Annotated in this window: 12 protein-coding genes; 4 read left to right on the top strand and 8 right to left on the bottom strand. The window is 64.3% G+C overall.

Translation table 11 applies throughout. The features are described 5' to 3' along the window. Nucleotides 1–5: 5 nt before the first annotated feature. Both GWG67_RS10550 and GWG67_RS10545 read left to right on the top strand, forming a co-directional pair. Complete coding sequence (locus GWG67_RS10550; RefSeq protein ID WP_275169292.1) at nt 6–2,729, top strand: sensor histidine kinase KdpD; 2,724 nt, start codon at nt 6–8, stop codon at nt 2,727–2,729. Next, nucleotides 2,726–3,415: a response regulator gene (locus GWG67_RS10545; RefSeq protein ID WP_275169291.1), complete on the top strand. Its 690-nt coding sequence runs from the start codon at nt 2,726–2,728 to the stop codon at nt 3,413–3,415. The genes GWG67_RS10550 and GWG67_RS10545 overlap by 4 nt, the downstream gene beginning before the upstream one ends. A gap of 223 nt (nt 3,416–3,638) precedes the next feature. On the opposite strand, the gene GWG67_RS10540 is transcribed toward GWG67_RS10545, so the two are convergent. Continuing rightward, on the bottom strand, nt 3,639–4,523 hold the full coding sequence (locus tag GWG67_RS10540) for a Ku protein (RefSeq protein ID WP_275169290.1): 885 nt from the start codon (nt 4,521–4,523) through the stop codon (nt 3,639–3,641). Between the two features lie 118 nt (nt 4,524–4,641). Here GWG67_RS10540 and ligD point away from each other — a divergent pair, with 118 nt between their 5' ends. Next, nucleotides 4,642–7,326 carry a DNA ligase D gene (gene ligD, locus GWG67_RS10535; protein ID WP_275169289.1) on the top strand — a complete coding sequence of 895 codons (2,685 nt, stop codon included), beginning with the start codon at nt 4,642–4,644 and terminating at the stop codon, nt 7,324–7,326. Between the two features lie 93 nt (nt 7,327–7,419). On the opposite strand, the gene GWG67_RS10530 is transcribed toward ligD, so the two are convergent. Next, on the bottom strand, nt 7,420–7,584 hold the full coding sequence (locus GWG67_RS10530) for a DUF3309 family protein (protein WP_007595743.1): 165 nt from the start codon (nt 7,582–7,584) through the stop codon (nt 7,420–7,422). 184 nt (nt 7,585–7,768) lie between these two features. Here GWG67_RS10530 and GWG67_RS10525 point away from each other — a divergent pair, with 184 nt between their 5' ends. Further along, nucleotides 7,769–8,086 (top strand): polyhydroxyalkanoic acid system family protein, encoded by a 318-nt coding sequence (locus GWG67_RS10525; protein ID WP_275169288.1) that lies wholly within the window; start codon nt 7,769–7,771, stop codon nt 8,084–8,086. Nucleotides 8,087–8,089: 3 nt separating this feature from the next. Here the strand turns inward: GWG67_RS10525 and treY are convergent, their stop codons facing one another. From treY to GWG67_RS10495, 6 genes are read right to left on the bottom strand one after another with little or no spacing between them, the layout of a single operon-like run. Beyond that, nucleotides 8,090–10,876 (bottom strand): malto-oligosyltrehalose synthase, encoded by a 2,787-nt coding sequence (gene treY, locus GWG67_RS10520; RefSeq protein ID WP_275169287.1) that lies wholly within the window; start codon nt 10,874–10,876, stop codon nt 8,090–8,092. A 1-nt stretch (nt 10,877) separates the two neighbouring features. Continuing rightward, on the bottom strand, nt 10,878–12,632 hold the full coding sequence (gene treZ, locus GWG67_RS10515; RefSeq protein ID WP_275169286.1) for a malto-oligosyltrehalose trehalohydrolase: 1,755 nt from the start codon (nt 12,630–12,632) through the stop codon (nt 10,878–10,880). Beyond that, nucleotides 12,629–14,707 carry a glycogen debranching protein GlgX gene (gene glgX / locus GWG67_RS10510; protein WP_275169285.1) on the bottom strand — a complete coding sequence of 693 codons (2,079 nt, stop codon included), beginning with the start codon at nt 14,705–14,707 and terminating at the stop codon, nt 12,629–12,631. Before glgX ends, treZ begins: the two co-directional genes overlap by 4 nt. 3 nt (nt 14,708–14,710) lie before the next feature. Continuing rightward, nucleotides 14,711–16,849: a 1,4-alpha-glucan branching protein GlgB gene (gene glgB, locus GWG67_RS10505; protein WP_275169284.1), complete on the bottom strand. Its 2,139-nt coding sequence runs from the start codon at nt 16,847–16,849 to the stop codon at nt 14,711–14,713. Next, nucleotides 16,842–20,135: a maltose alpha-D-glucosyltransferase gene (gene treS / locus GWG67_RS10500; protein ID WP_275169283.1), complete on the bottom strand. Its 3,294-nt coding sequence runs from the start codon at nt 20,133–20,135 to the stop codon at nt 16,842–16,844. The genes glgB and treS overlap by 8 nt, the downstream gene beginning before the upstream one ends. 11 nt (nt 20,136–20,146) lie before the next feature. After that, nucleotides 20,147–22,093 carry a maltotransferase domain-containing protein gene (locus tag GWG67_RS10495; RefSeq protein ID WP_275169282.1) on the bottom strand — a complete coding sequence of 649 codons (1,947 nt, stop codon included), beginning with the start codon at nt 22,091–22,093 and terminating at the stop codon, nt 20,147–20,149. Nucleotides 22,094–22,161: the final 68 nt, after the last annotated feature.

The raw sequence follows: 22,161 nt of genomic DNA, 5'->3' as shown, positions 1-22,161 counted from the left end.
ACTTGATGGTCCGAGAGCGCCGCGATCCCGAACAACGTCCTTCGCCCGAGGCGCTGCTGGAAGCTGCGCGCCGGGAGGAAGGCGTGAGCGGCAAGCTGAAGATCTTCGTCGGCGCCGCTCCCGGCGTCGGCAAGACCTACGAGATGCTGCAAAGCGCCCACGCCAAGCGCAAGGCCGGCATCGACGTCGTGGTCGGCTTCGTCGAGACCCATGGCCGGGCCGAGACCGAGGCGCTGGTGCGCGGGCTGGAAGTGATCCCGCGCAAGAAGCTCGATTACCGCGGCCAGATTGTCGAGGAACTGGATCTCGACGCCGTGATCGCGCGCCGGCCGAAAATCGCGCTGGTCGACGAACTCGCTCACACCAATGCCGCCGGCAGCCGCCATCCAAAGCGTTATCTCGATGTCGAAGAACTGCTGTCCCACGGCATCGACGTCTACACCGCCGTCAATATCCAGCACATCGAGAGCCTGAACGACGTCGTCGCCCAGATCACCCATGTGCGGGTACGCGAGACCGTGCCGGATTCGGTGTTCGACCGCGCAGACGCCATCGAGCTGATCGACCTCACGCCTGACGACCTGATCCAGCGGCTGAAAGAGGGCAAGGTCTATGTCCCCAGGCAGGCCGAGCGGGCGCTGGAGCATTATTTCTCGCCCGGCAACCTGACCGCGCTGCGCGAACTCGCGCTGCGGCGCACGGCCGAACGGGTCGACGAGCAGCTGCTCACTCACATGCAGGCGAACGCGATCGCCGGTCCTTGGGCCGCGGGCGAGCGCATCCTCGTCTGCATCAGCGAAGATCCGCGCGCGGCCAGCCTCGTTCGCTACACCAAGCGGCTGGCCGACCGGCTGCACGCGCCGTTCATTGCGGTGTCGATCGAGACGCGGCGCTCCCTGCAAATGTCCGATGAGGAGCGCGACCGGCTGGCCGATACGCTGCGGCTCGCAGAATCGCTCGGCGGCGAGGCGCTGACGATTCCGGGCGTCGGCCGCCGCATCGCCGACGACGTCGTCAACTTCGCGCAAGGCAACAACGTCACCCAGATCGTGATCGGCAAGTCGACGCGCTCGCTCTGGTTCGAGATGACGCGCGGCTCCGTCGTGCACGATCTGGTGCGCCGCGCCGGGAATATCAGCGTACATGTCATTCCTGGCGACGAACTCACGAGCGAGCCGGCGCCGAAGACGGCGGTGCAGACCGCAACGCGATCGGACCCGTTCGATGCGCGACCCTACCTGAAGGCACTCGGGATCACCGCGCTTGGCCTCGCTGCCGCCGTGGCCATCAAGCCCTATTTCGGCATTGAGAACGTCGACCTGATGTTTCTGACCGCCGTGGTGACGGTTGCCGTGCGCTACGGATTGTGGCCGTCGTTGCTTGCGAGTGTCGCAGCGTCGCTCGCCTACAATTTCTTCTTTCTGCCGCCGGTCTATACCTTCACCATCACCGATCCGACCAACGTCGCGGCATTCTTTTTCTTCATGCTGATTGCGTTCGTGGTGTCGAATGTTGCGGGGCGGGTCCGCACCCAGGCCGATGCTGCGATCGGCCGCATCCGGACCACCGAGCAGCTCTATGCTTTCAGCCGCAAGCTCGCCGGCACCGGCACGCTCGACGACGTGCTGTGGGCGACCGCCTACCAGATCGCGCTGATGCTGAAAGTCCGCGTGGTGCTGCTGTTGCCGGACGAAGGCCTGCTCACGGTGAAGTCGGGCTATCCGCCCGAGGACGATCTCGATCAGGCCGACCTTGCCGCTGCCAACTGGGCCTGGAGCAACGATCGGCCTGCAGGCCGCGGGTCGGACACGCTGCCGGGCGCAAAGCGGCTGTTCCTGCCGATGCGCACCGGGCGCGGACCGATCGGCGTGATCGGCATTGACGACGATCGCACCGGTCCCTTGCTGACGCCGGACCAGCGCCGGCTGCTCGACGCGCTGGTCGACCAGGGCGCGCTGGCGATCGAGCGCGTGCTGCTGGTCGAGGACGTCGATCGCGTCAAGCGCTCCGTCGAATCCGAGCGGCTGCGTTCCGCATTGCTCACCTCGATTTCACACGACCTGAAGACGCCGCTCGCATCCGTGCTGGGTGCGGCCTCGACCATGCGCGATCTCGCCAGCGCGCTCTCCGACACTGAGAAGCGCGACCTGCTCGCGACCGTGATCGACGAATCCGAACGGCTCAACCGCTTCATCGCCAATCTGCTCGACATGACCAAGCTCGAATCCGGCGCCATCGTGCCCAACGCTGCGTTGCACGATCTCGGAGAGATCGTCGGCAGCGCGCTCCGGCGTGCAGCCAAGATCCTCGCCGCTCACAAGGTGGAGTTGGAGTTGGCCGCAGACCTTCCTATGCTCCAGCTCGATGCGGTGCTGTTCGAGCAGGTGCTGTTCAACCTGCTCGACAACGCCGCCAAATATTCGCCGCCCCACGCGACCGTCTCTATTCGCAGCCGGCGCGACAGCGATCATGTGGTGCTCCAGATTGCCGACGAGGGCGACGGCATTCCGTCCGAGGAGCTCGAGAGCGTGTTCGACAAGTTTTATCGCGTGCAGAAGGGTGACCATGTCCGGCCCGGCACCGGGCTCGGGCTCGCCATTTCCCGCGGCTTCGTCGAGGCGATGCATGGCACGATCTCGGCCGCGAATCGCGGCGACCGGAGCGGTGCGGTTCTGACCATCCGTCTGCCCATTCCGGCCCGGACCCGCGCATTGGATACCGCCGCATGAGCGCTGCCCCGATCAAAGTGCTGGTCATCGACGACGAGCCGCCGATCCGCAAATTGCTGCGGATGGGGCTCTCGACGCAGGGCTATGAGATCCTGGAGGCGTCGAGCGGCAAGACCGCGCTGGAGAAGCTCAGCGAGGATCCGGCGCTGATCATCCTCGATCTCGGCCTGCCCGACATCCAGGGCCACGACTTGTTGCGTACCATCCGCGCCCGCAATGAAGCTGTGCCGATCGTGGTGTTGTCGAGCCGTGGCGACGAGGGCGGCAAGGTGCAGGCGCTCGATCTCGGTGCCGACGATTACCTGACAAAGCCGTTCGGCATGGACGAACTGCTGGCGCGCCTGCGCGCCGCGCTGAGGCACCAGCTTCAGATCCAGGGCGAGCGCCCGGTGTTTCGTGCCGGCGGTCTCTCGGTCGATCTGGTGCGCCGGATCGTCAAGGTCGGCGAGCGCGACGTCAAACTGTCGCCGAAGGAATATGACCTCCTGCGTGTGCTGGTGCAGCACGCCGGCAAGGTGCTTACCCACCGCTTCCTGCTGAGGGAGCTCTGGGATGAACTGACGGATGCGCAATATCTGCGCGTCTATGTCCGCCAACTCCGGCAGAAGATCGAAGCCGATCCGGAACGGCCGCAATTTGTGCTGACGGAGACGGGGATTGGGTATCGGCTGAGGGCGGGGGATTAGGCTGCCCACGTGCGACGATCCGTCATGGCCGGGCTTGTCCCAGCCATCCACGTCCTGACGCGGCATCGAGAACGTGGATGCCCGGGACAAGCCCGGGCATGACGACCGAAATGGCGGCGCAAGCCTGCATCAACATCGTCATTGCGAGCGCAGCGAAGCAATCCAGAATCCCTCCGCGGAAAGATACTGGATTGCTTCGCTGCGCTCGCAATGACGGAGCAGGTCAGCTCGCCTTCCTCTGCCGCGCCGTCGATCGATGCGTCTTCTTCGCGGCGCGCGTTCGCCCCGACGCCCGGCGCGCATGGGACTTGGCCGCGGTCTTCTTCCCGCCGCGGCCCTTCAGGCTCTGCTTCAGCGCATCCATCAGGCTGACGACATTGCTCGGCTTCTCCTCGGGCTCCGGCAGTTCGATCGTCTTGCCGCTGGCCTTGCGCTTCACCAGGGCCTTCAGCGCGTTCTCGTAGTCGTCCTTGAACTTGCTGGGATCGAAATGGGAAGCCTTGGTCTGGAGGATGTGGCCCGCGAGCTCGACCATGTCCTTGGTGATCTTCGGGCTCTTGATATCGTCGAAGAACTGGTCTTCGTCGCGCAGTTCGTAGGGGAAGCGCAGCGTGGTGCCGAGCAGACCTTTGCCGAGCGGCTCGATCGCGATGATGTGCTCGCGATTGGTGAGCACGATCTTGGCGAGCGCGACGCGATCCTGGTCCTTCATGGCGTCGCGGATCACGGCAAAGGCATCGACTGCGGCCTTGCCGTCGGGCGCGATGTAGTAGGGATGGTTGAGATAGCGCTGGTCGATCTCGTCGCTCGGCACAAAACTCTCGATGTCGATGGTGTGGTTGCTCTCGATCTGGACCGCTTCGAGCTCCTCCGGCTCGATCTCGACGTATTTACCCTTGCGCAGCTCGTAGCCGCGTCCCTTCTGGTCGCTTTCGACGACGTCGCCGGTCTCGGCGTCGATCATCTGCTGCTTCAATCGGTTGCCGGTCTCGCGGTTGATCATGTGAAACCGCGTCTTCTCGGCCGCGGTGGTCGCCGGATAAAGCACAACGGGGCAACTGACCAGCGAGAGCTTCAACGTTCCCTTCCAATAGGCGCGCGGTGCCATTCCGTTCTCCAGCGTCTTCGAGTTAGTTTGGAACCCCAACCGTCCCGCGGGGTTTTGGTTCCGGGTGGGGTGCGGGCCGTGATAGGCTTCCACGCCGAAAGAGAATCCGGGACCAGTCGTGCTGCAAAAGCTCTCCAAGTATCGACAGAAACGTGATTTCGAGAAGACGCCGGAGCCGTCGGGAAAGACCGCGGTGGCGCAATCGAAGCAGCGGCGCTTCGTGATCCAGAAACATGACGCCTCGCGGCTGCACTACGATCTGCGGCTCGAGTTCGACGGCGTCTTCAAGTCCTGGGCGGTGACGAAAGGGCCCTCGCTCGATCCGCACGACAAGCGGCTGGCCGTCGAGGTCGAGGACCACCCGCTCGACTATGGCGACTTCGAGGGTACGATTCCGGAGGGCCAATACGGCGGCGGCACGGTCATGCTGTGGGACCGCGGCACCTGGGAATCCGAAGATCCCGAACGCGGTTTCAAGAAGGGCGATTTGAAATTCACCCTGCATGGCGAGAAGCTGCACGGTAGCTGGGTCCTGGTGCGCATGCGCAACGACCGCACCGGCGGCAAGCGGACCAATTGGCTCTTGATCAAGCATCGCGACGAACATGTCCGCGAGGGCGCAGACAACGACATTCTCGAGGAGGACAAGTCGGTCGCCTCCGGCCGTGCGATGGAGCAGATCGCCGGAGGCAAAGGCCGGGCGCCAAAACCGTTCATGCTGGCGAAGGGCACCAAGGCCAAGGCCGACGCGGTCTGGCAGTCCAACCGGGCGGACGAGGCGAAAGAGCGCACGGTCAAGCCGGCACCCCGCGCGGCGTTGAAGACCGGCAAGACGGCAAAGAAGAAAGCCACAACCGCGACGACCGCGAAGAAGGCGGAGATGCCGGATTTCGTCGCGCCGCAGCTCTGCACCTCGGTCGAGCGCCCGCCGGGTGGCGATGGCTGGTGCCACGAGATCAAGTTCGACGGCTACCGCGTGCAGCTGCGGGTCGAGGGCGGCAAGGCGACGTTGAAGACGCGCAAAGGCCTCGACTGGACCGAAAAATTCGCAAGCATCGCGAAGGAAGCGGGCGCGTTGCCGGATTTGATGATCGACGGCGAGATCGTCGCGCTCGACCACAATGGGGCACCGAACTTTTCGTCGCTTCAGGCCGCGCTCTCGGACGGCAAGACCGACGAGCTCATCTTCTTCGCTTTCGACCTCCTGTTCGTCGAACGCCTCGATTTGCGGCGGCTGCCGCTCGGGGAGCGCAAGGACCGCCTCAAGGAGCTCCTGGAGGCACGCAAGAAAAAATCGAGCCAGATTCGCTATGTCGAGCATTTCGAAAGCGGCGGCGACGCCGTGCTGCAATCGGCCTGTAAGCTCGAGCTCGAGGGCGTGGTGTCGAAGAAGCTGGACGCACCTTATCGTTCGGGGCGGACAGAAAGCTGGACCAAGGCCAAATGCCGTGCCGGCCATGAGGTCGTGATCGGCGGCTACAAGACCACCAATGGTAAATTCCGTTCGCTGATGGCCGGCGTGCACCGCGGCGATCATCTCGCCTTCGTCGGGATGGTCGGAACCGGCTTCGGCGCCGACAAGGTCAAGCGCATCATGCCGTCCTTGAAGGCTATGGAGGCCAAGCAAAGCCCCTTTGGCGGCAAGAACGCACCGAAAAAAGCGCGCGAGGTGCACTGGCTGAAGCCGGAGCTTGTGGCGGAGATCGAGTTCGCCGGCTTCACTGCCGACGGCAACATCCGCCAGGCCGCCTTCAAGGGTCTGCGGCAGGACAAGCCGGCGGAGGAGGTCGAGGCCGAGACACCGGTCGATACCGAGCTTGCCGAGCCCTCGACCAAGCGGCGTGCCAAGCCGCGCGCGCAAGCGAAGACCGGCGCACGAACGGCGCAAGGTGGCAGTGCCGAAGTGATGGGTGTCGTCATCTCCAAGCCGGACAAGGAGCTCTGGCCGGACGACGGCAATGGCGATCCCGTCACCAAGCTGGATCTCGCGCGCTATCTCGAAGCCGTCGGCGAGTGGATGATCGTGCACCTGAAGGGCCGGCCATGTTCGCTGATCCGCGCCCCTGACGGCATCAAGGGCGAATGCTTCTTCCAGCGCCACGCCATGCAGGGCACGTCGAACCTCCTGGAGCTCGCGCGGGTCTCCGGCGACCGCAAGCCTTATTTGCAGATCGATCGCATCGAGGGGCTCGCGGCCGTGGCGCAGATCGGCGGCGTCGAGTTGCATCCCTGGAATTGCGCGCCTTACGCCTACGATACTCCGGGCCGGCTGGTGTTCGATCTCGATCCCGCGCCCGACGTCGTCTTCGCCGACGTCGTCGAGGCCGCCAAGGAGATGCGGCAGCGGCTGACCGACATCGGCATGGAGAGCTTCTGCAAGACCACCGGCGGCAAGGGCCTGCACGTCGTGGTACCGCTGCGACATGGCGCGCGCGACCAGGTGAGCTGGAAAGAAGCCAAGGCCTTCGCGCAAGGTGTCTGCCAGTGGATGGCGGACGACAATCCCGAGCGCTATCTGCTCAACATGTCGAAGAAGCTGCGAATGGGAAAGATCTTCCTGGACTATTTGCGCAACGATCGCATGTCGACGGCGGTGGCCCCGCTGTCGCCGCGTGCGCGCGCCGGTGCCACTGTGTCGATGCCGCTCACCTGGGCGCAGGTGAAGACCGATCTCGATCCGAAGCGCTACACGCTGCGTAGCGTGCCCGGCCTGCTGTCGCGGTCGAAGGCGTGGGATGGTTATGACGATGCAGCCGTGTCGATCAAGGCAGCGATCAAGAAGCTGGCGGATAAAAAGAAGTAGGGTGGGTTAGCGAAGCGTAACCCACCACTTTTGTCGACGCGGAAAGAAAGAGGTGGGTTACGCCTTGCGGCTAACCCACCCTACCGAACCCGGCTAGATCCGTCCCAGCAGCAGCAGGATCAGCAGGATCACGATGACGAGCCCGAGACCGCCGCCGCCGTAATAGCCGGTGCCGTAGAACGGGCCGCCGCCGATGCCGCTGAAGCCGCCGAGCAGCGCGATGACCAAAATGATCAGAATGATCGTACCGATAGACATGCGAAATCTCCTCCAGCCCTTCGTTGGAAGGGTCGTTGCAACCTGTCCCGTTGTGCGAGGGCAACTTGCCGCAGGTTTTAAAGTTCCCCATATGAAACACCGGTTGCACGCTCCACTTGCATGGAACCTTTGTGGCACTGGGGGGCATGATTATGTGAGGTTCAATCACTAACCGGGCAGAGCCATGTCAGCACCGCTTGTCGTCTCCATTCCCCACCGTCTCGGCCGCGAGGAGGCGGTGCGCCGTCTCAAGACCGGGCTCGGCCGCGCTGCCGCCAGCATTCCGGTGGTGCAGGTCGAGGAGGAGCGCTGGAACGGCGACAGCATGAACTTCCGCATCCGCGCGCTCGGGCAGATAGCAACGGGGCAGGTCGACGTCGGCGACGACCATGTCAAGGTACAGGTGGTGCTGCCTTGGCTGCTGCAGCGCTTTGCGGAGATGGCTCAGGCCACGATCCGCAAGCGCGGCCAGTTGCTGTTGGGCAAAGACGCGAAAAGCTAGCGTTCAAGCGCGGGTGCGCTGTCGCACCGGCTTCGCCGCATCCGCGGGGCGCGCCGGGATGACCGAAGCTGGAAAGCCGCGAAGCGCCTGCGCGAGCGGCAGATCGTTGCCTGCAAAACCCGGCACGCTATAGCCCGTGACGTCGATGGTGGCGTCGACCCCATCGAACGCCGGCCATTCGCGTCCCGCTTGCGTGAAAGGAGCGAAGTGGCGCCCGACAACGACGATCGCAGCAGTGCGGCCGTGGCGGCGGGCAAAGGCCACGACATGGTCGGCATGTGCGCCCCGCACCTGAAGCGGCTGGTAGTCGCCTCGCGCGAAAACGTCGGGCAGCTCATTGCGCAGCTTGAGCAGGTGCCGCGTCCAGGCCAGCTTGAGCTGGCCGTCCGGCCAGCTCTTGATCAGATCATTCCAATCCGGATTGTCCAGCGTGCCCAGCGCCGCGTGTCGCGCGGAAAAATCCACCGGGCGCCGGTTGTCGGGATCGACCAGCGACAGATCCCAGAATTCGGTGCCCTGGTAGAAGTCGGGGACGCCCGGCAGTGTCGCCTTGAGCGTGAGCTGGCTCAGCGCGTTCAGCGCCCCGAGCAGCGCGACGCGGCGTGCCAGGGTTTGCAGCGCCTCCAGGAGTTCGCCTGAGAGCGCGGGATCGAGGATCTTCGCGATAAAGCTCTTGACGCCGTTCTCATAAGCCTCGTGCGGGTTGAGCCAGCTAGTCTCCTCCTTGCCCTCGCGCGCGGCCTTGAGCGCGTAGGCCTGGATACGCTCGACGAAACCGGCATCGGCCGGCGCCGGGAGGGACCAGGCGCCGAGCAGCGTCTGGTAGAGCATGTATTCGAACGTTGCCGACGGAGCGCGCAGATTGCCGTCGAGCGCGAGGTGCGGCGCGTTCAGGACTTTCCAGCGCGCCACGGCGCTGGTCCATTCGCCGGGAATTTCACTTAAGGCCGCGATCCGCGCGCGGGCGTCCTCGCCACGTTTGGTGTCGTGCGTGGCGGTCGCCGTCATCCCTTGCGGCCATTCCCTGGCGCGGGTCTGCATGATCTCGTGGAAAGCGGGAATGGTGAGTCCCTTGCTCGCGGGATCGCCACCGACTTCGTTCAGGGCGAGCAGCCGGTGGAATTGATAGAAAGCGGTGTCCTCCAGCGACTTCGCCATCATCGGCCCGGTGAATTGCTGCACCTTCAGCGCAAACCGACGCACGCGCGGGGCGCTGTGCGGGGGACGGCCAGGCTTGAGCAAATCCATGGTGAGCGCATCGCGCAGGAAGTCGAAAATGCCTTCGTCCGCGGCGAACCATTCCCGGCGAGCGGCATCGATGGTGTCGTCGATCAGCTTGCGATCGTTCGCCGTTGGCGCGCTTGTCGTCAGGTAGGTCCGGTACACCGGGAAATGCAGCACGTAGAGTTCGAGCGCCTGCCGCAGGCTGTCGGCTGAAAAGTCGCGGGTCGAATAGTGCCCGTTGGCGATGCGCGCAAGCAGGCGCGTCAGAACCGTGAATTCGCTGGTCAGCAACGTCTCCAGCACGCGCCGTTTGGCGTCCTTGACGTAAGGCGCGAGCCGTGGCGACCGGTTGCTGATCTGCCGCCAGGTCTCGTCCAGAGCCTCCAGCCCCTTGGCATCGACCAGAACGTGAGTGATGGCATTCATCCACTCATAGCCGGTGGTGCCCTGGACACCGGCGAAATGCGGCAGGCGCTCGTGCTCGCAGAGGATTTTCTCGATCACCGTATAGAACGGCTTTGTGGTGCCCTGCGCGTCGCGCACCACACGGCGCAGCCGCTGGCAATATTGCGCGGGATCGCGCAGGCCGTCGATATGATCGAGCCGGATGCCTTGCAGTTTGCCGTCGGCAATGAGTTGCTTCACCAACCGGTGCGTGGCGGCGAACGTGCCGGGATCCTCGACGCGCATGCCGGCGAGCCCGTTGACGTCGAAGAAGCGGCGATAGTTGATGTCGCTGGAGGCAAGCCGCCAGTGGCCGAGCTTGTAGTGCTGGCGCTCCAGCAAGTGATGCAGCGCCAGCGTCTGCGCGGGACGGTCCTTGGCGGCGCGATAGGCGCCGAGGCCGCGCGCGATGATATCGGCACTGCCTGCGATCTCCCTAAGCTCCGCCTTGAAGCCGGGCGCTTCCTTGCGGTTTGGACGGCGCAGTCCCGTGTAGCGGGCCGCGAGCGACAGCAGGCGCTTGCCGGCCTCGGTCTCGGCCGCGTCGGCTTCCTTCACGATCATCCGCAGCATCTCGCCATAGCGCTCCGGCGCGATCGGCAATCGATGCTCGAAATACCAGGCGGAAAAACTACCTTCGTTGGCATCGTAGCGCAGCTCGATGTCGCCGCTCTCGAGCGCTTCGCCATAGGACGCGCCGAGGATGGGCAGCAGCACGCCGCCACGGGCGCGGAAAGCCAGTTGATCCCAGTCGATATCGAAGGAGACGGCGTGCGGCGAGGCCTGGCCCCATTCGAGCACGTCCAGCCACCAGGGATTGTCGGCAAAGTGGACGCCGACGTGGTTCGGTACGAAATCGATGATGAGGCCGAGGTCGTGTCGCGTCAGCGCCTCGCTCAGCCGCGCGAATCCGGCCTCGCCGCCGAGCTCCGGATTGAACTGGCTGTGATCGACGGTGTCATAGCCGTGGGTCGAGCCCTTCCGGGCCTTCATCACCGGCGAGGTGTAGAGATGCGTGATCCCCAGCGCCTTCAGATACGGCACCACCGCGGCGGCGTTGTCGAAGTCGAACTCCGCGGTGAGCTGAAGCCGGTAGGTTGCGAGAGGAATGGCTGAAGGCATGTCAAGCTCCGAGGCGCCAGACCACCGACCAGGGCGCAAGCCGGTCGCCGGTCGTGCCGCCCCAGATCAGGGTCCCCACACCGCTGTCGGAATCCGCGACGTCCTTGTCGGAGAGATTGGCCACGAGGCGCAGCGTCGTGCCATCTCCCATGTGCCAATGTGCGGTGAGCAGGCCGTTATCGGCCACGGCGCCATCGCCGAACCGCGCGCCTTTCAGTCGTGGCGCGATCTCTTTGTGGCGGAGTGCGAGCAGCTCGCGCACCAGCGCGAGACGTGCATCCTGCTCCGGCGTGTGGCCGGTCCAGTCGAGCACGGCCGATTGCAGCGTTGCCGGATCGAGCGGGTCGGGCACCTCCTCGCCGTACGTCTCATAGGCCCAGGCGTATTCGTGCCTGCGCCCCTTGCGGACGGCATCAGCCAGTCCGCCCTGGAAGTCGCAGAAGAACGGGAAGGGCGCGGTCGAGCCCCATTCCTCGCCCTGAAATAGCATCGGTATCATCGGCGCCAGCAGGGTCACCGCAAGCGCGGCTTCGATCTGCTTGGGCGATGCCAGGCTTTCGAGCCGGTCACCGAGCGGCCGGTTGCCGATCTGGTCGTGGTTTTGCAGGAAGTTGACGAAGGTTGCCGGCGGCAGCTCATCGCTTTTCTCGCCGCGCGGCTTCTTGCCCCAGAATTCCGAGATCTCGCCCTGATAGACAAAGCCGGAGGCGAGCGCGCGTGCGAGATCGAGCCGCGGCGTTTGATAGTCCGCGTAATAGCCGGCGAGCTCGCCAGTCAGCATCACGTGCCAGACGTGATGGTAGTCGTCGTTCCACTGTCCGCGATATTTGCCGTTCGGAGGCTCCTGCGCGGCGTCGAGCATGCTCGCGCGGTTGTCGCCGTTCTCCAGCACGAGATGGATATGCCGCCCCGTCGCCTTGGCAAGCTCGCCGGCGGCGACGCTAAGATCTTGCAGCATCGATTGCTCGCCGGGGATCGCCATGATGTGATTGGCGGCATCAAGCCTCAGGCCGTCGAAGCGATAGTCGCTGAGCCACGACAGCGCGTTCTCGACAGCAAAAGCGCGAACCTGCGGCACGCGATAATCGATCGCACTGCCCCATGGCGTGTGCGCGTCGGTGAAGAAGGCCTGCGCGTAGCGGCCAAGGTAATTTCCCTCGGGGCCGAAATGATTGTAGACGACGTCGAGGAACACCATCAGCCCGCGCAGATGGGCTTCGTCGATCAGCGTCTTCAAATCCTCGGGACGACCATAGGCGCTGTCGGGCGCGTACCACAGCACGCCATCATAACCCCAGCCGCGGCGACCGGCGAAGTCAGCCAGCGGCATCAACTCGACCGCGGTGATGCCGGTCGCGACGAGATGATCGAGCTTGTCGATCATGGCGCGATAGGTGCCTTCCGCAGTGAAGGTGCCGACATGCGTCTCGATCAGCACCGTCTCTTCCCAGGGACGGCCGCGCCAATCGGATGCGCGCCAGGCGAAGGCGTCATGATCGATCACCTCGCTCGGGCCGAACACGTCGTCGGGTTGGAATGCAGACGCCGGATCGGGCACGTCGATCTCGTCGTCGATCCTGAATTTGTAGTTGCTGCCGACCGGCAGATTGGCAATGTCGGCGACATACCAGCCATCCTGCCGGCGCTGCATGGCGTGTCGTCGGTCGAGCAGGAGATCGACACGGCGCGCGGCAGGCGCCCACAGCCTAAACGACACGCCGTCCTTCGTCGGCCTCGCCCCGAAGGATGGCCTCATAGCGCCCCCGCGAAAGCGAGCACGGAGCGCGGCGGCGCCTTGCTGTCGCTTCCGGGCAGGAAGTCGACCGTGTTCAGCTTGGCGTCGGTCGTGTTCAGGATTTGCTGCCAGCTCTTGTATTCGGTCAATTTTGGCAATTTGAATGCGATCTCTTCGGGGGCTGCGTTGAGTACGATAAAGATCGCAGCGCTGCCCGGTTCCATCGGCCCCATCACATAGGAGAGGAACCGCCCTTCCGGGAATTTCCAGTCGCTTTCCGTCATTTCGTCGCCCGCCGGCGTCAGCCACAGCGCGCCATAGGAGATGCCGTCCTTGGGGCGGCCGTCGAGCCAGCGATGGCTGCGAAGCTGCGAGAACCGGCGGCGGATATCGGCGAGCTCGGCGACGAAATCGACCATGTCGTCGCCGTCCTTGCCGAGATTGTCCCAGCCGACCCAGCCAACCTCGTTGTCCTGGCAATAGGCGTTGTTGTTGCCCGATTGCGAATTCCCGACCTCGTCACCGGCGAGGATCAGCGGGATGCCCTGCGCCAGCATGAGGCAGGCCAGCACGTTCTTGCGAAGCTGCCGGCGCAAGCTGACGATTTGGGGATCGTCGGTCGGGCCCTCGACACCGCAATTGTTGCTGTGGTTGTCGTTGGAGCCGTCGCGATTGTCCTCGCCATTGGCCTCGTTGTGCTTCTCGTTGTAGCTGAAGAGATCGGCGAGAGTGAAACCGTCATGCACGGTGATGTGGTTGACGCTGGCGCGCGGCCGCCGTCCATCGTGGTTGAACAGGTCGGAGGACGCCGTCATGCGGCTGGAGATGTCGCCGATCAGGCTGCCTTCGCCGCTCCAGTAGCGGCGCATGGCGCTGCGGTAACGGTCATTCCATTCCGACCATTGCGAGGGAAATGCGCCGACCTGGTAGCCGCCGAGCCCGAGGTCCCAGGGTTCGGCGACGAGCTTGACGCTCGCCAGCACAGGGTCCTGGCGGATCGCGGTCAGGAACGAGCTGCCGCGATCATACCCGTTCGGCCCGCGCGCCAGCGTGGTGGCGAGGTCGAAACGGAAGCCGTCGACATGGCAGACCTCGACCCAGTAGCGCAGGGAATCCATCACCATCTGCAGCACGCGCGGGTGGGTGAGGTTCACCGACGAGCCGCAGCCGGTGAAGTCGTCGTAATAGCGCGGGTTCTCGCGGTTCAGCCAGTAATAGGAGGCGTTGTCGATGCCGCGGTAGCACAGCGTCGGGCCGAGGTGATTGCCCTCGGCGGTGTGGTTGTAGACGACGTCGAGCATCACCTCGATGCCGGCATCGTGCAGGCGTGCGACCGTGGTGCGGAAGGAATCGAGGGCGTTGTCCTGGGCGTAGCGCTGCTCGGGCGCGAAGAAGGACAAAGTGTTGTAGCCCCAGTAATTGGCGAGCTTCTTCTCGACCAAGATGCGGTCATCGACAAAGCTGTGCACCGGCAGAAGCTCCACCGTGGTGACGCCGAGCTTCCTCAGGTGCTCGATCATCGCGGGCGAGGACAGGCCGCCATAGGTGCCGCGCAAATTCGGCGGCACGTCGTCGCGCTTCTGTGTCAGTCCCTTGACGTGAGCCTCGTAGATGATGGTGTCTTCCCAGGGAATGTTGGGCCGGATCTCGCGGCGGCCCCAGTTGAAAGTCTCGTCGACGACGACGGCCTTGGGCATGCCGCGCGCGTTGTCGCGCCGGTCGAACGACAGATCCTCGCGCGGACTTCCGGTGCGATAGGCGAAATGCGCGTCACTCCAGACCAACCGCCCGGAAAGCCGCTTGGCATAGGGGTCGAGCAGCAGCTTGTTGGCGTTGAAGCGGTGGCCCTGTTCGGGCTCGTAGGGGCCATGCACGCGGTAGCCGTAGAGCTGGCCGGGCGAGACGTCGTTGAGATAGCCGTGCCAGACATCCTCGGTGCGCTCCGGCAGCTCGACGCGCTCGAGTTCGCGGCGGCCCTGCATGTCGAACAGGCACAGCTCGACCTTCTGCGCGTTGGCGGAGAACAGCGCGAAATTGGTGCCGCGTCCGTCCCAGCTTGCGCCGAGGCGTGCGGGCGATCCAGCAGTCAGGCGCATCGTTCAGCTTTCCGGAACGAGGAAGATCGCGGCGAGCGGCGGAATGGTGAGCCGTAGCTCGCCATTGACGGCGTGGACTTCGCCGATGTTGCCGACATTGCTGCCGCCGTAATGGGCGGAGTCCGAGTTGAACACTTCCTTCCACTTGCCACCGAAGGGCGCCCGAACGCGGTAGTTGCGATAGACGTTGGGTGAGAAGTTGACGATCACCATGCACCGAGCGTGCTCGTCAAACCCCTTGCGCAGCCAGGCGAACACGTTGCGGTTGGCGTCGTCGGTGATCAGCCATTCGAAGCCGGCCGGCTCGCAGTCCATCTGGTGCAGGGCGGGCACCGCGCGATAGAGCCGGTTGAGATCGCGGATCAGCGCCTGGATGCCTGAATGGGGCTTGTACTCGAGCAAGTGCCAGTCGAGCGACTGGTCGTGATTCCATTCGCGGCTTTGCGCGATCTCGGCGCCCATGAACAGCAGCTTCTTGCCGGGATGGCCGAACATGAAGCTGTAATAGGCGCGCAAATTCGCGAAACGCTGCCATTCGTCGCCGGGCATGCGCCCCAGGATCGAGCGCTTGCCGTGCACGACCTCGTCATGCGACAGCGGCAGGACGAAGTTTTCCGAAAAGGCGTAGTGCAGGCCGAACAGGATGTCGCCGTGATGATGCTTGCGGTGGATCGGGTCCTTGCTGATGTAGTTCAGCGTGTCATGCATCCAGCCCATGTTCCACTTGTAGCCGAAGCCGAGCCCGCCGAATTCGACCGGACGCGAGACCTGCGGCCAGGCGGTGGACTCTTCGGCGGCCGTGGTCGCCTGTGGGAAACGCGCGAACAGCTCGGTGTTGAAGCGGCGCAGGAACGCGATCGCCTCGATGTTCTCCCGGCCGCCATGCTGGTTCGGAATCCACGCGCCGGGCGGACGGCTGTAGTCGAGGTAGAGCATGGACGCGACCGCATCGACGCGCAGTCCGTCGATCGCGTAGCGCTCGAGCCAGAACAGCGCGTTCGACACCAGGAAGTTCGTCACTTCGGTGCGGCCGTAATTGTAGATCAACGTGCCCCAATCGAGATGGCGGCCCTGGAGCGGATTGGCGTGTTCGTACAGCGCTGTGCCGTCGAAGCTGCCGAGCCCGTGCGGGTCGTCCGGGAAGTGGCCGGGCACCCAGTCGAGCAGCACGCCGACGCCCTCGCGGTGGCAGGCATCGACCAGCGCGGCAAAATCCTCCGGCGTGCCGAAGCGGCTGGTTGGCGCATACAGGCCGGTCGGCTGATAGCCCCATGAGCCGTCGAAGGGATGCTCGCTGACGGGGAGGAATTCGAGATGGGTGAAGCCCATGTCGCGGGCGTAGGCCGGCAGCTGCTCTGCCAGCTCGCGATAGGTCAGCCATTCATCGCCGTTCTTGCGCCGCCACGAGCCGAGATGCACCTCGTAGATCGACATCGGTGCGGACAGCGCGTTGATGCCGTCGGGCGCCGGTCGCGGCCGCGGCAGATGCGCTTCGTCGAACACGATGGAAGCGGTCTTCGGCCGCACCTCACTCGCAAACGCCATCGGATCGGACTTCAGCGGAAGCAGATGGCCATGCGGTCCGATGATTTCGAACTTGTAGTGGTCGCCGGCCTTGGCGTGCGGGATGAACAATTCCCAATAGCCCGCGCCGCGCACCCGCATCGGATGGCGCCGCCCGTCCCAGAAGTTGAAGTCGCCGACCACGGAGACACGTCGGGCGTTAGGCGCCAGCACCACGAAGCCGATGCCATCGATGCCTTCGAGCCGCATCGGATGTGCGCCGAGCTTGTCGTAAAGGCGTTGGTGGGTGCCTTCGCCGAGCAGATAGAGGTCGAAATCGGTCAGGATCGGCGGAAAGCGATAAGTGTCCTCGAATTCGATGACGTTGTCGCCGAACTTCGCGCGGAGCTGGTAGTGCTTCGCGCCGTTCGGCAGAGCGCCGATGAACAGGCCGGAATCATGGACGCGATCGAGCTTCGCCACCTCGCCGTGCTCGCCCACCGCTTCGACGTTGGAAGCATCGGGAAGAAACGCGCGCACCACGCTCTTGTCGCCCTCGGGATGCAGCCCGAGATAGTGGAAGGGATCGGAGTGGCGACCCTCGATGATCGCATAGGCCTCGGCAGGGAGTTTAGGCATGGGCTTCGCTCTCGATACTGGACAGAATGCGAAGCAGTCCGGACAGCGGCGCATGGAGCCCCTCAGGCCGGTTGGACAGCTCGTACTCTACTTCCTCGAATGCATGATCAAGCAGGAAAAAGCTTAACAGGCCTGCCGCGGATTGCGGATCTTCCGGCCACAGCCGCCGATCGGTCATAGCGTCGCGGTAGGCGGTGAGGAACGTCGCGGTGGTGCGCTCGCGCCATTCGTCGAGCGCAGCCGTAAGCCGGCCCTGTTCGTCGGAGGCGCCCGTGAGCGCGCGATGGAGCGCCGCGTTAACCGAAAGATCAATCGAGCGGATCAGGCCGGCAACGTCGCGCGCCGCAGGCAGCTTGCGCCGCTTGTCGGCCTGCGGCAAACGCGGATCTCCGTCGAAGTCGATGATGAAGATATCGTCCTTCACGATCAGAGTTTGCCCGAGGCGGAAGTCGCCATGATGACGGATGTTCAACCCGCCGATCTCGGAAGGTAATAGCGCGTTGAGCCGGCCGGACAGGGACGCGCGCTCCGCGACGAGCTGATTGATCAGCGGTCGATCCGCCTCCCGCAGGCCGTCGGTGCTGGCGGCCAGCCGCTCGAAGACCCGTTCGGCCCGTGCCTTGAGCTCGGATGACCAGCGCTTGATTTGTACGGAGCCAATCGGCTCCGGCGCGAGATCGCCAGGCTTTGCGGCGGCCAGAGCCACATGCAGCTCGGCGAGCCGCCGGCCGATCTGCGTAATGAAGTGCAGATAGGGCGCTTGCTCCTGGGTCTCGCGGGGCATCTCGCCCGGAGGCAGCACCCGCTGCTCGTCGATATAGCGGTCGAGATAGCCCGCGGTGACGCCCCAGCCGTCGCCCTGGTTCTCGACATAGGCGTGCAGCACGCCGACCGCGCTGCGGCGGTCGTCTTCGACCAGCTCGACGCTGCCGAGCAGTGCCGGCGTATTGGCAAAGCGGGCGATTTCGGTGAGATAGGAGCCGATCTCGATCTCGGGATGGATACCGGCTTCGAGCTGGCGATAGATCTTGGCGACATACTGGTTGTCGACCAGCGCGGTGCTGTTCGACTGTTCGATCGCGCGGATGCGTTCGGGCTCCTTGATGGTGTACTCGGCAAACCGGCTGGTCGCCTTGAACTCCAGCCGCAGATTGTTTTCCTCCACCACTAGGTTCTGCGACAGATTGCGCAGGAACAGGCCAATGAAGATCTGCTCGGTTGCCACATCCAGCAGCGTGCCTTCGCGGGCACCCTGGCGTACGGCGGCGAGCGCCCTGGGATTGAAGCGTTCGCGGTCGAAGCGAACCCATTCGATCTGCATCGGCAGCACGTAGCGCGTGGTGACGTCGCCCTGCGCCGCCTCGAAGAACGCGATCCAGGGCCTGTTGTCGCCGATGTCGCAGAACGGCACCGCCGAGGTCAGCGTCGGTTTGATGTGCTTGGGATTGTGCTCCGGATACCAGCGTGTGCGCGACAGGAAGCCCGGCAGCACCTCATGCTCGAACACGCCGCGCTCGCGCGCCAGCGACACCCAGGTCGAGTTCACCGGCACCACCAGCGTCTCGAATTCCGGCACAGCGCGCGGTGTCACCGGCTCGGACTTGTCGCGCTCGGCGAGCTGGAACCAGTAGAAGCCATAGGGCCCCAGCGTGACCATGTAGGGCAGTTCGCCGATCGCCGGAAAACGCGTGCGGCCGAGCATCTCCTGCGGGATGCGGTCCTTCCAGGGCGACAGATCGAGCTCGGTCGCCTGGGCTGCGCGCGACAGATTGGCGACGCAGAGGATTACCTCGTCGCGGTACTGCCGGACATAGGCCAGCACGGCGCGGTTGGCCGGACGGATGAAGGTCATGGTGCCGCGGCCGAAGGCGAGCGTCGATTTGCGCACCGAGATCAGGCGCTTGGTGGCGCTGAGCAGCGAGGACAGGCTGCGCGACTGCGCCTCCACGTTCACTGATTCATAGCCGTAGACGGGATCCATGATCAGCGGCGCATAGAGGCGGGCAGGGTCGCAGCGCGAGAAGCCGCCGTTGCGGTCCGGGCTCCACTGCATCGGCGTGCGCACGCCGTTGCGGTCGCCGAGATAGATGTTGTCGCCCATGCCGATCTCGTCGCCGTAATAGATGATCGGCGTTCCCGGGAAGGACAGCAGCAGCGAGTTCATCAGCTCGATCTTGCGCCGGTCGTTGTCCATCAGCGGCGCGAGGCGCCGGCGGATGCCGACATTGATGCGGGCGCGCGGATCGTTGGCGTAGGTGGTCCACAGATAGTCGCGCTCGACGTCGGTCACCATCTCCAGCGTCAGCTCGTCATGGTTGCGCAGGAACAGCGCCCATTGGCAGCTCGCCGGAATGTCCGGCGTCTGGCGCAGGATGTCGGTGATCGGAAAGCGGTCCTCCTGGGCGATCGCCATGTAAATGCGCGGCATCAGCGGGAAGTGATAGGCCATGTGGCACTCGTCGCCGCGGCCGAAATATTCCTGCACGTCCTCGGGCCATTGATTGGCCTCGGCCAGCAGCAGCTTGCCCTTGGAGTAGGAATCGAGCTCATGGCGGAGCCGCTTGATGATGGCGTGCGTCTCCGGGAGGTTCTCGTTCGAGGTGCCTTCGCGCTCGCAGAGATAGGGAATCGCGTCCAGACGGAAGCCGTCGACGCCGGCGTCCAGCCAGCGCTTCATCACCTGGATGAGGGCGCTGACGACGCGGGGATTGTCGAAATTGAGATCCGGCTGGTGCGAGAAGAAGCGGTGCCAATAGAACGCGCCGGCCTCGTGGTCCCAGGTCCAGTTCGACTTCTCGGTGTCGGTGAAGATGATGCGGGTGCCTTGGTATTTCTGGTCGGTGTCGCTCCAGACATACCAGTTGCGGGCGCTCGAGCCCGGAGGGCTGCGGCGCGCGCGCTTGAACCAATTGTGCTGGTCCGAGGTGTGGTTGACGACGAGCTCGGTGATGACGCGCAAGCTGCGCTTCTGCGCCTCCTGGATGAAGCGCTTGAAATCCTTCATCGTCCCGAAATCGGGATTGACCGCGCCGTAGTCGGCGATGTCGTAGCCATCGTCGCGGCCGGGCGAAGGATAGAACGGCAGCAGCCACAGCGCGGTGACGCCGAGCTCCTGCAGATAAGGCAGCTTCTCGGTCAGGCCTGCGAAGTCGCCGATACCGTCCTGATTGCTATCGGCAAACGCCTTGACGTGGAGCTGATAGATAATGGCGTCCTTGTACCAGAGCTCATCCACGATCTCGGCAGCCTCGGCTTTCTTGGTGTCGACGGAAGACAATACGTTCATGGCGTGCGCCCTTACGCCAGGCAACGGAACAGCAGCGCCGGATCGCGCTCGGGATCGATACGCAACCTGATCCCGCCCCATTCGATGCGGGCCTGTTCGCCGGTGAGGAGGTTTTCGAGTGCCGACACATGGTGTCGCTGCCCGCCGGCGTCAACCGTGACGTCGCCGAGCGGCAACCAGAATTCGCGCGCGTGGCGCGAGAGCGCAACAACGGCCACGACGATGTTGGCCGGGCCGGTCGCTTCCTTGACGAAGGCGATCGTCTCGCCGTCTTCGATGCCGAGGAAGCGCAGGTTCGCCGTCTGCTGAAGCGCAGCATTCTCATTGCGGATGCGATTGAGCTCCGTGATGTAGGCCTTGATGTTGCCGGGCTTGTTCCAGTCGCGCTGCTTGATCTGGTATTTCTCGGAGTCGAGATATTCCTCGCGGCCGGGGACCGCGTCGTGCTCCAGCAACTCGAATCCGCTGTAGACGCCGTAACTGCCGGACAAGGTCGCCGCCAGCGCGACGCGGGATTTGAACGCCCATGTCTCGCCGCCCTGGAGATGATAGGGCAAAAGATCGGGCGTGTTCACGAACAGGTTCGGCCGATAGAATTCACGTTCGGGGTAGCGCGTCAGCTCGCCGAGATATTGCTCCAGCTCCCACTTTGCCGTGCGCCAGGGGAAATAGCTGAACGATTGTGCAAAGCCGAGCTTGGCGAGCCCCTTCATCAGCTTCGGGCGCGCGAACGTCTTGGAGAACAGGATCACCTCGGGATGCCGGCGGCGGATGTCACGGATCAGCCACTCCCAGAAAGCGAGCGGCGCGGTGTCGTGATTGTCGATGGCGAAGATGGTGACGCCGTGGTCGATCCAGAACAGCATGGCGTCGCGAAACGCATTCCACAGTCCAGCCCGGTCGAGGGACGTGAAATCGGGGATGACGATATCGGAATAGGGGCCGTCAGCCGTCCGCACCGAGCGGTCCGGCCGCCATTTGAACCATTCCGGATGCTGCGTCAGCCACGGGTGGTCCGGCGAGCATTGCACGGCGAAGTCGAGCGCGAGTTCGAGGCCGTATTCCAGGCAGGTCGCGACCAGCGCGCGAAAATCCTCGATCGTGCCGAGTTCGGGGTGCAGCGCATCGTGCCCGCCCTCGATGGCGCCGATCGCATAAGGCGAGCCGGAATCGCCGTCGCCCGCTACCGGAGCATTATTGCGGCCCTTGCGCCGGCTGCGGCCAATGGGATGGATCGGCGTGAAGTAGAGCACGTCAAAGCCCATCGCGGCGATGTCGGGCACGCGCGCTATGCAGTCGCGGAGTGTGCCGTGCTGTCCCGGCACCGCGCTCTGGCTGCGCGGCATCATCTGATACCAGGCGCCGAAGCGTGCCTTGTCGCGGTCGACGAACAGTGGGAATAGCGCCGAGCGCGTGAGGTCGGGCCGCAACTGGCTCTCCGCCATGGCTGCGCCGAGCTCGGTTGCCAGCAGCGGGGCAACGTCGCCGGTCTGAAGATAGTCCTCGCATTGCCTGACGATGAGAGCGGCGGCGTCCTGCTGCGCGCCATGCGCCTTGGTCAGGAGGCCGGCGCCCTCGATCGCATCGAGCGTGACGTCGGCGCCGGAGCGCTGCTTGCGCGCGACCGCGTGCGACCACGTCGCGAACTCGTCGGTCCAGGCTTCGATCGCATAGACATATTTGCCGGGCTCGACGGGTGTGAACGCGCCGGACCAGCGGTCATTGCCGTGAGGGATCATCGGCTCGCTCTGCCATTCGCGGTCCTGCTCCTGTCGCCAGATCAGCGCTGCGCCGATCACGGCGTCGCCGTCGCGGTAGATGTCGGCCCAGACCTCGACCGGTTCGCGCGCAATCCGCTTCACGGGGAAGCGCCCGCCGTCGATCAGGGGATAGACGTCTTCGATGAGGAAAGTGCTGCCCGCTGCGGCACTCTCGACAGTTTGAATTGTCTTGTTCACGGTGATGCCATTGACAAGAAAGCAGGAGCCCGTTTCCCTTGCCGGGAACCTACGCTTGATACCACTAT

This window comes from Bradyrhizobium sp. CSS354, assembly GCF_029051725.1.
Taxonomy (GTDB): domain Bacteria; phylum Pseudomonadota; class Alphaproteobacteria; order Rhizobiales; family Xanthobacteraceae; genus Bradyrhizobium.
Note: the sequence above shows the minus strand (reverse complement) of the source record. Positions and strands in the feature narration are given on the sequence as shown.

Bases quoted from the DNA above. Each gene is read 5' to 3' on its own strand.
- GWG67_RS10550 (WP_275169292.1), top strand. From the start codon at position 6: ATGGTCCGAGAGCGCCGCGATCCCGAACAACGTCCTTCGCCCGAGGCG.
- GWG67_RS10545 (WP_275169291.1), top strand. From the start codon at position 2,726: ATGAGCGCTGCCCCGATCAAAGTGCTGGTCATCGACGACGAGCCGCCG.
- GWG67_RS10540 (WP_275169290.1), bottom strand. From the start codon at position 4,523: ATGGCACCGCGCGCCTATTGGAAGGGAACGTTGAAGCTCTCGCTGGTC.
- GWG67_RS10530 (WP_007595743.1), bottom strand. From the start codon at position 7,584: ATGTCTATCGGTACGATCATTCTGATCATTTTGGTCATCGCGCTGCTC.
- GWG67_RS10525 (WP_275169288.1), top strand. From the start codon at position 7,769: ATGTCAGCACCGCTTGTCGTCTCCATTCCCCACCGTCTCGGCCGCGAG.
- treY (WP_275169287.1), bottom strand. From the start codon at position 10,876: ATGCCTTCAGCCATTCCTCTCGCAACCTACCGGCTTCAGCTCACCGCG.
- treZ (WP_275169286.1), bottom strand. From the start codon at position 12,632: ATGAGGCCATCCTTCGGGGCGAGGCCGACGAAGGACGGCGTGTCGTTT.
- glgX (WP_275169285.1), bottom strand. From the start codon at position 14,707: ATGCGCCTGACTGCTGGATCGCCCGCACGCCTCGGCGCAAGCTGGGAC.
- glgB (WP_275169284.1), bottom strand. From the start codon at position 16,849: ATGCCTAAACTCCCTGCCGAGGCCTATGCGATCATCGAGGGTCGCCAC.
- treS (WP_275169283.1), bottom strand. From the start codon at position 20,135: ATGAACGTATTGTCTTCCGTCGACACCAAGAAAGCCGAGGCTGCCGAG.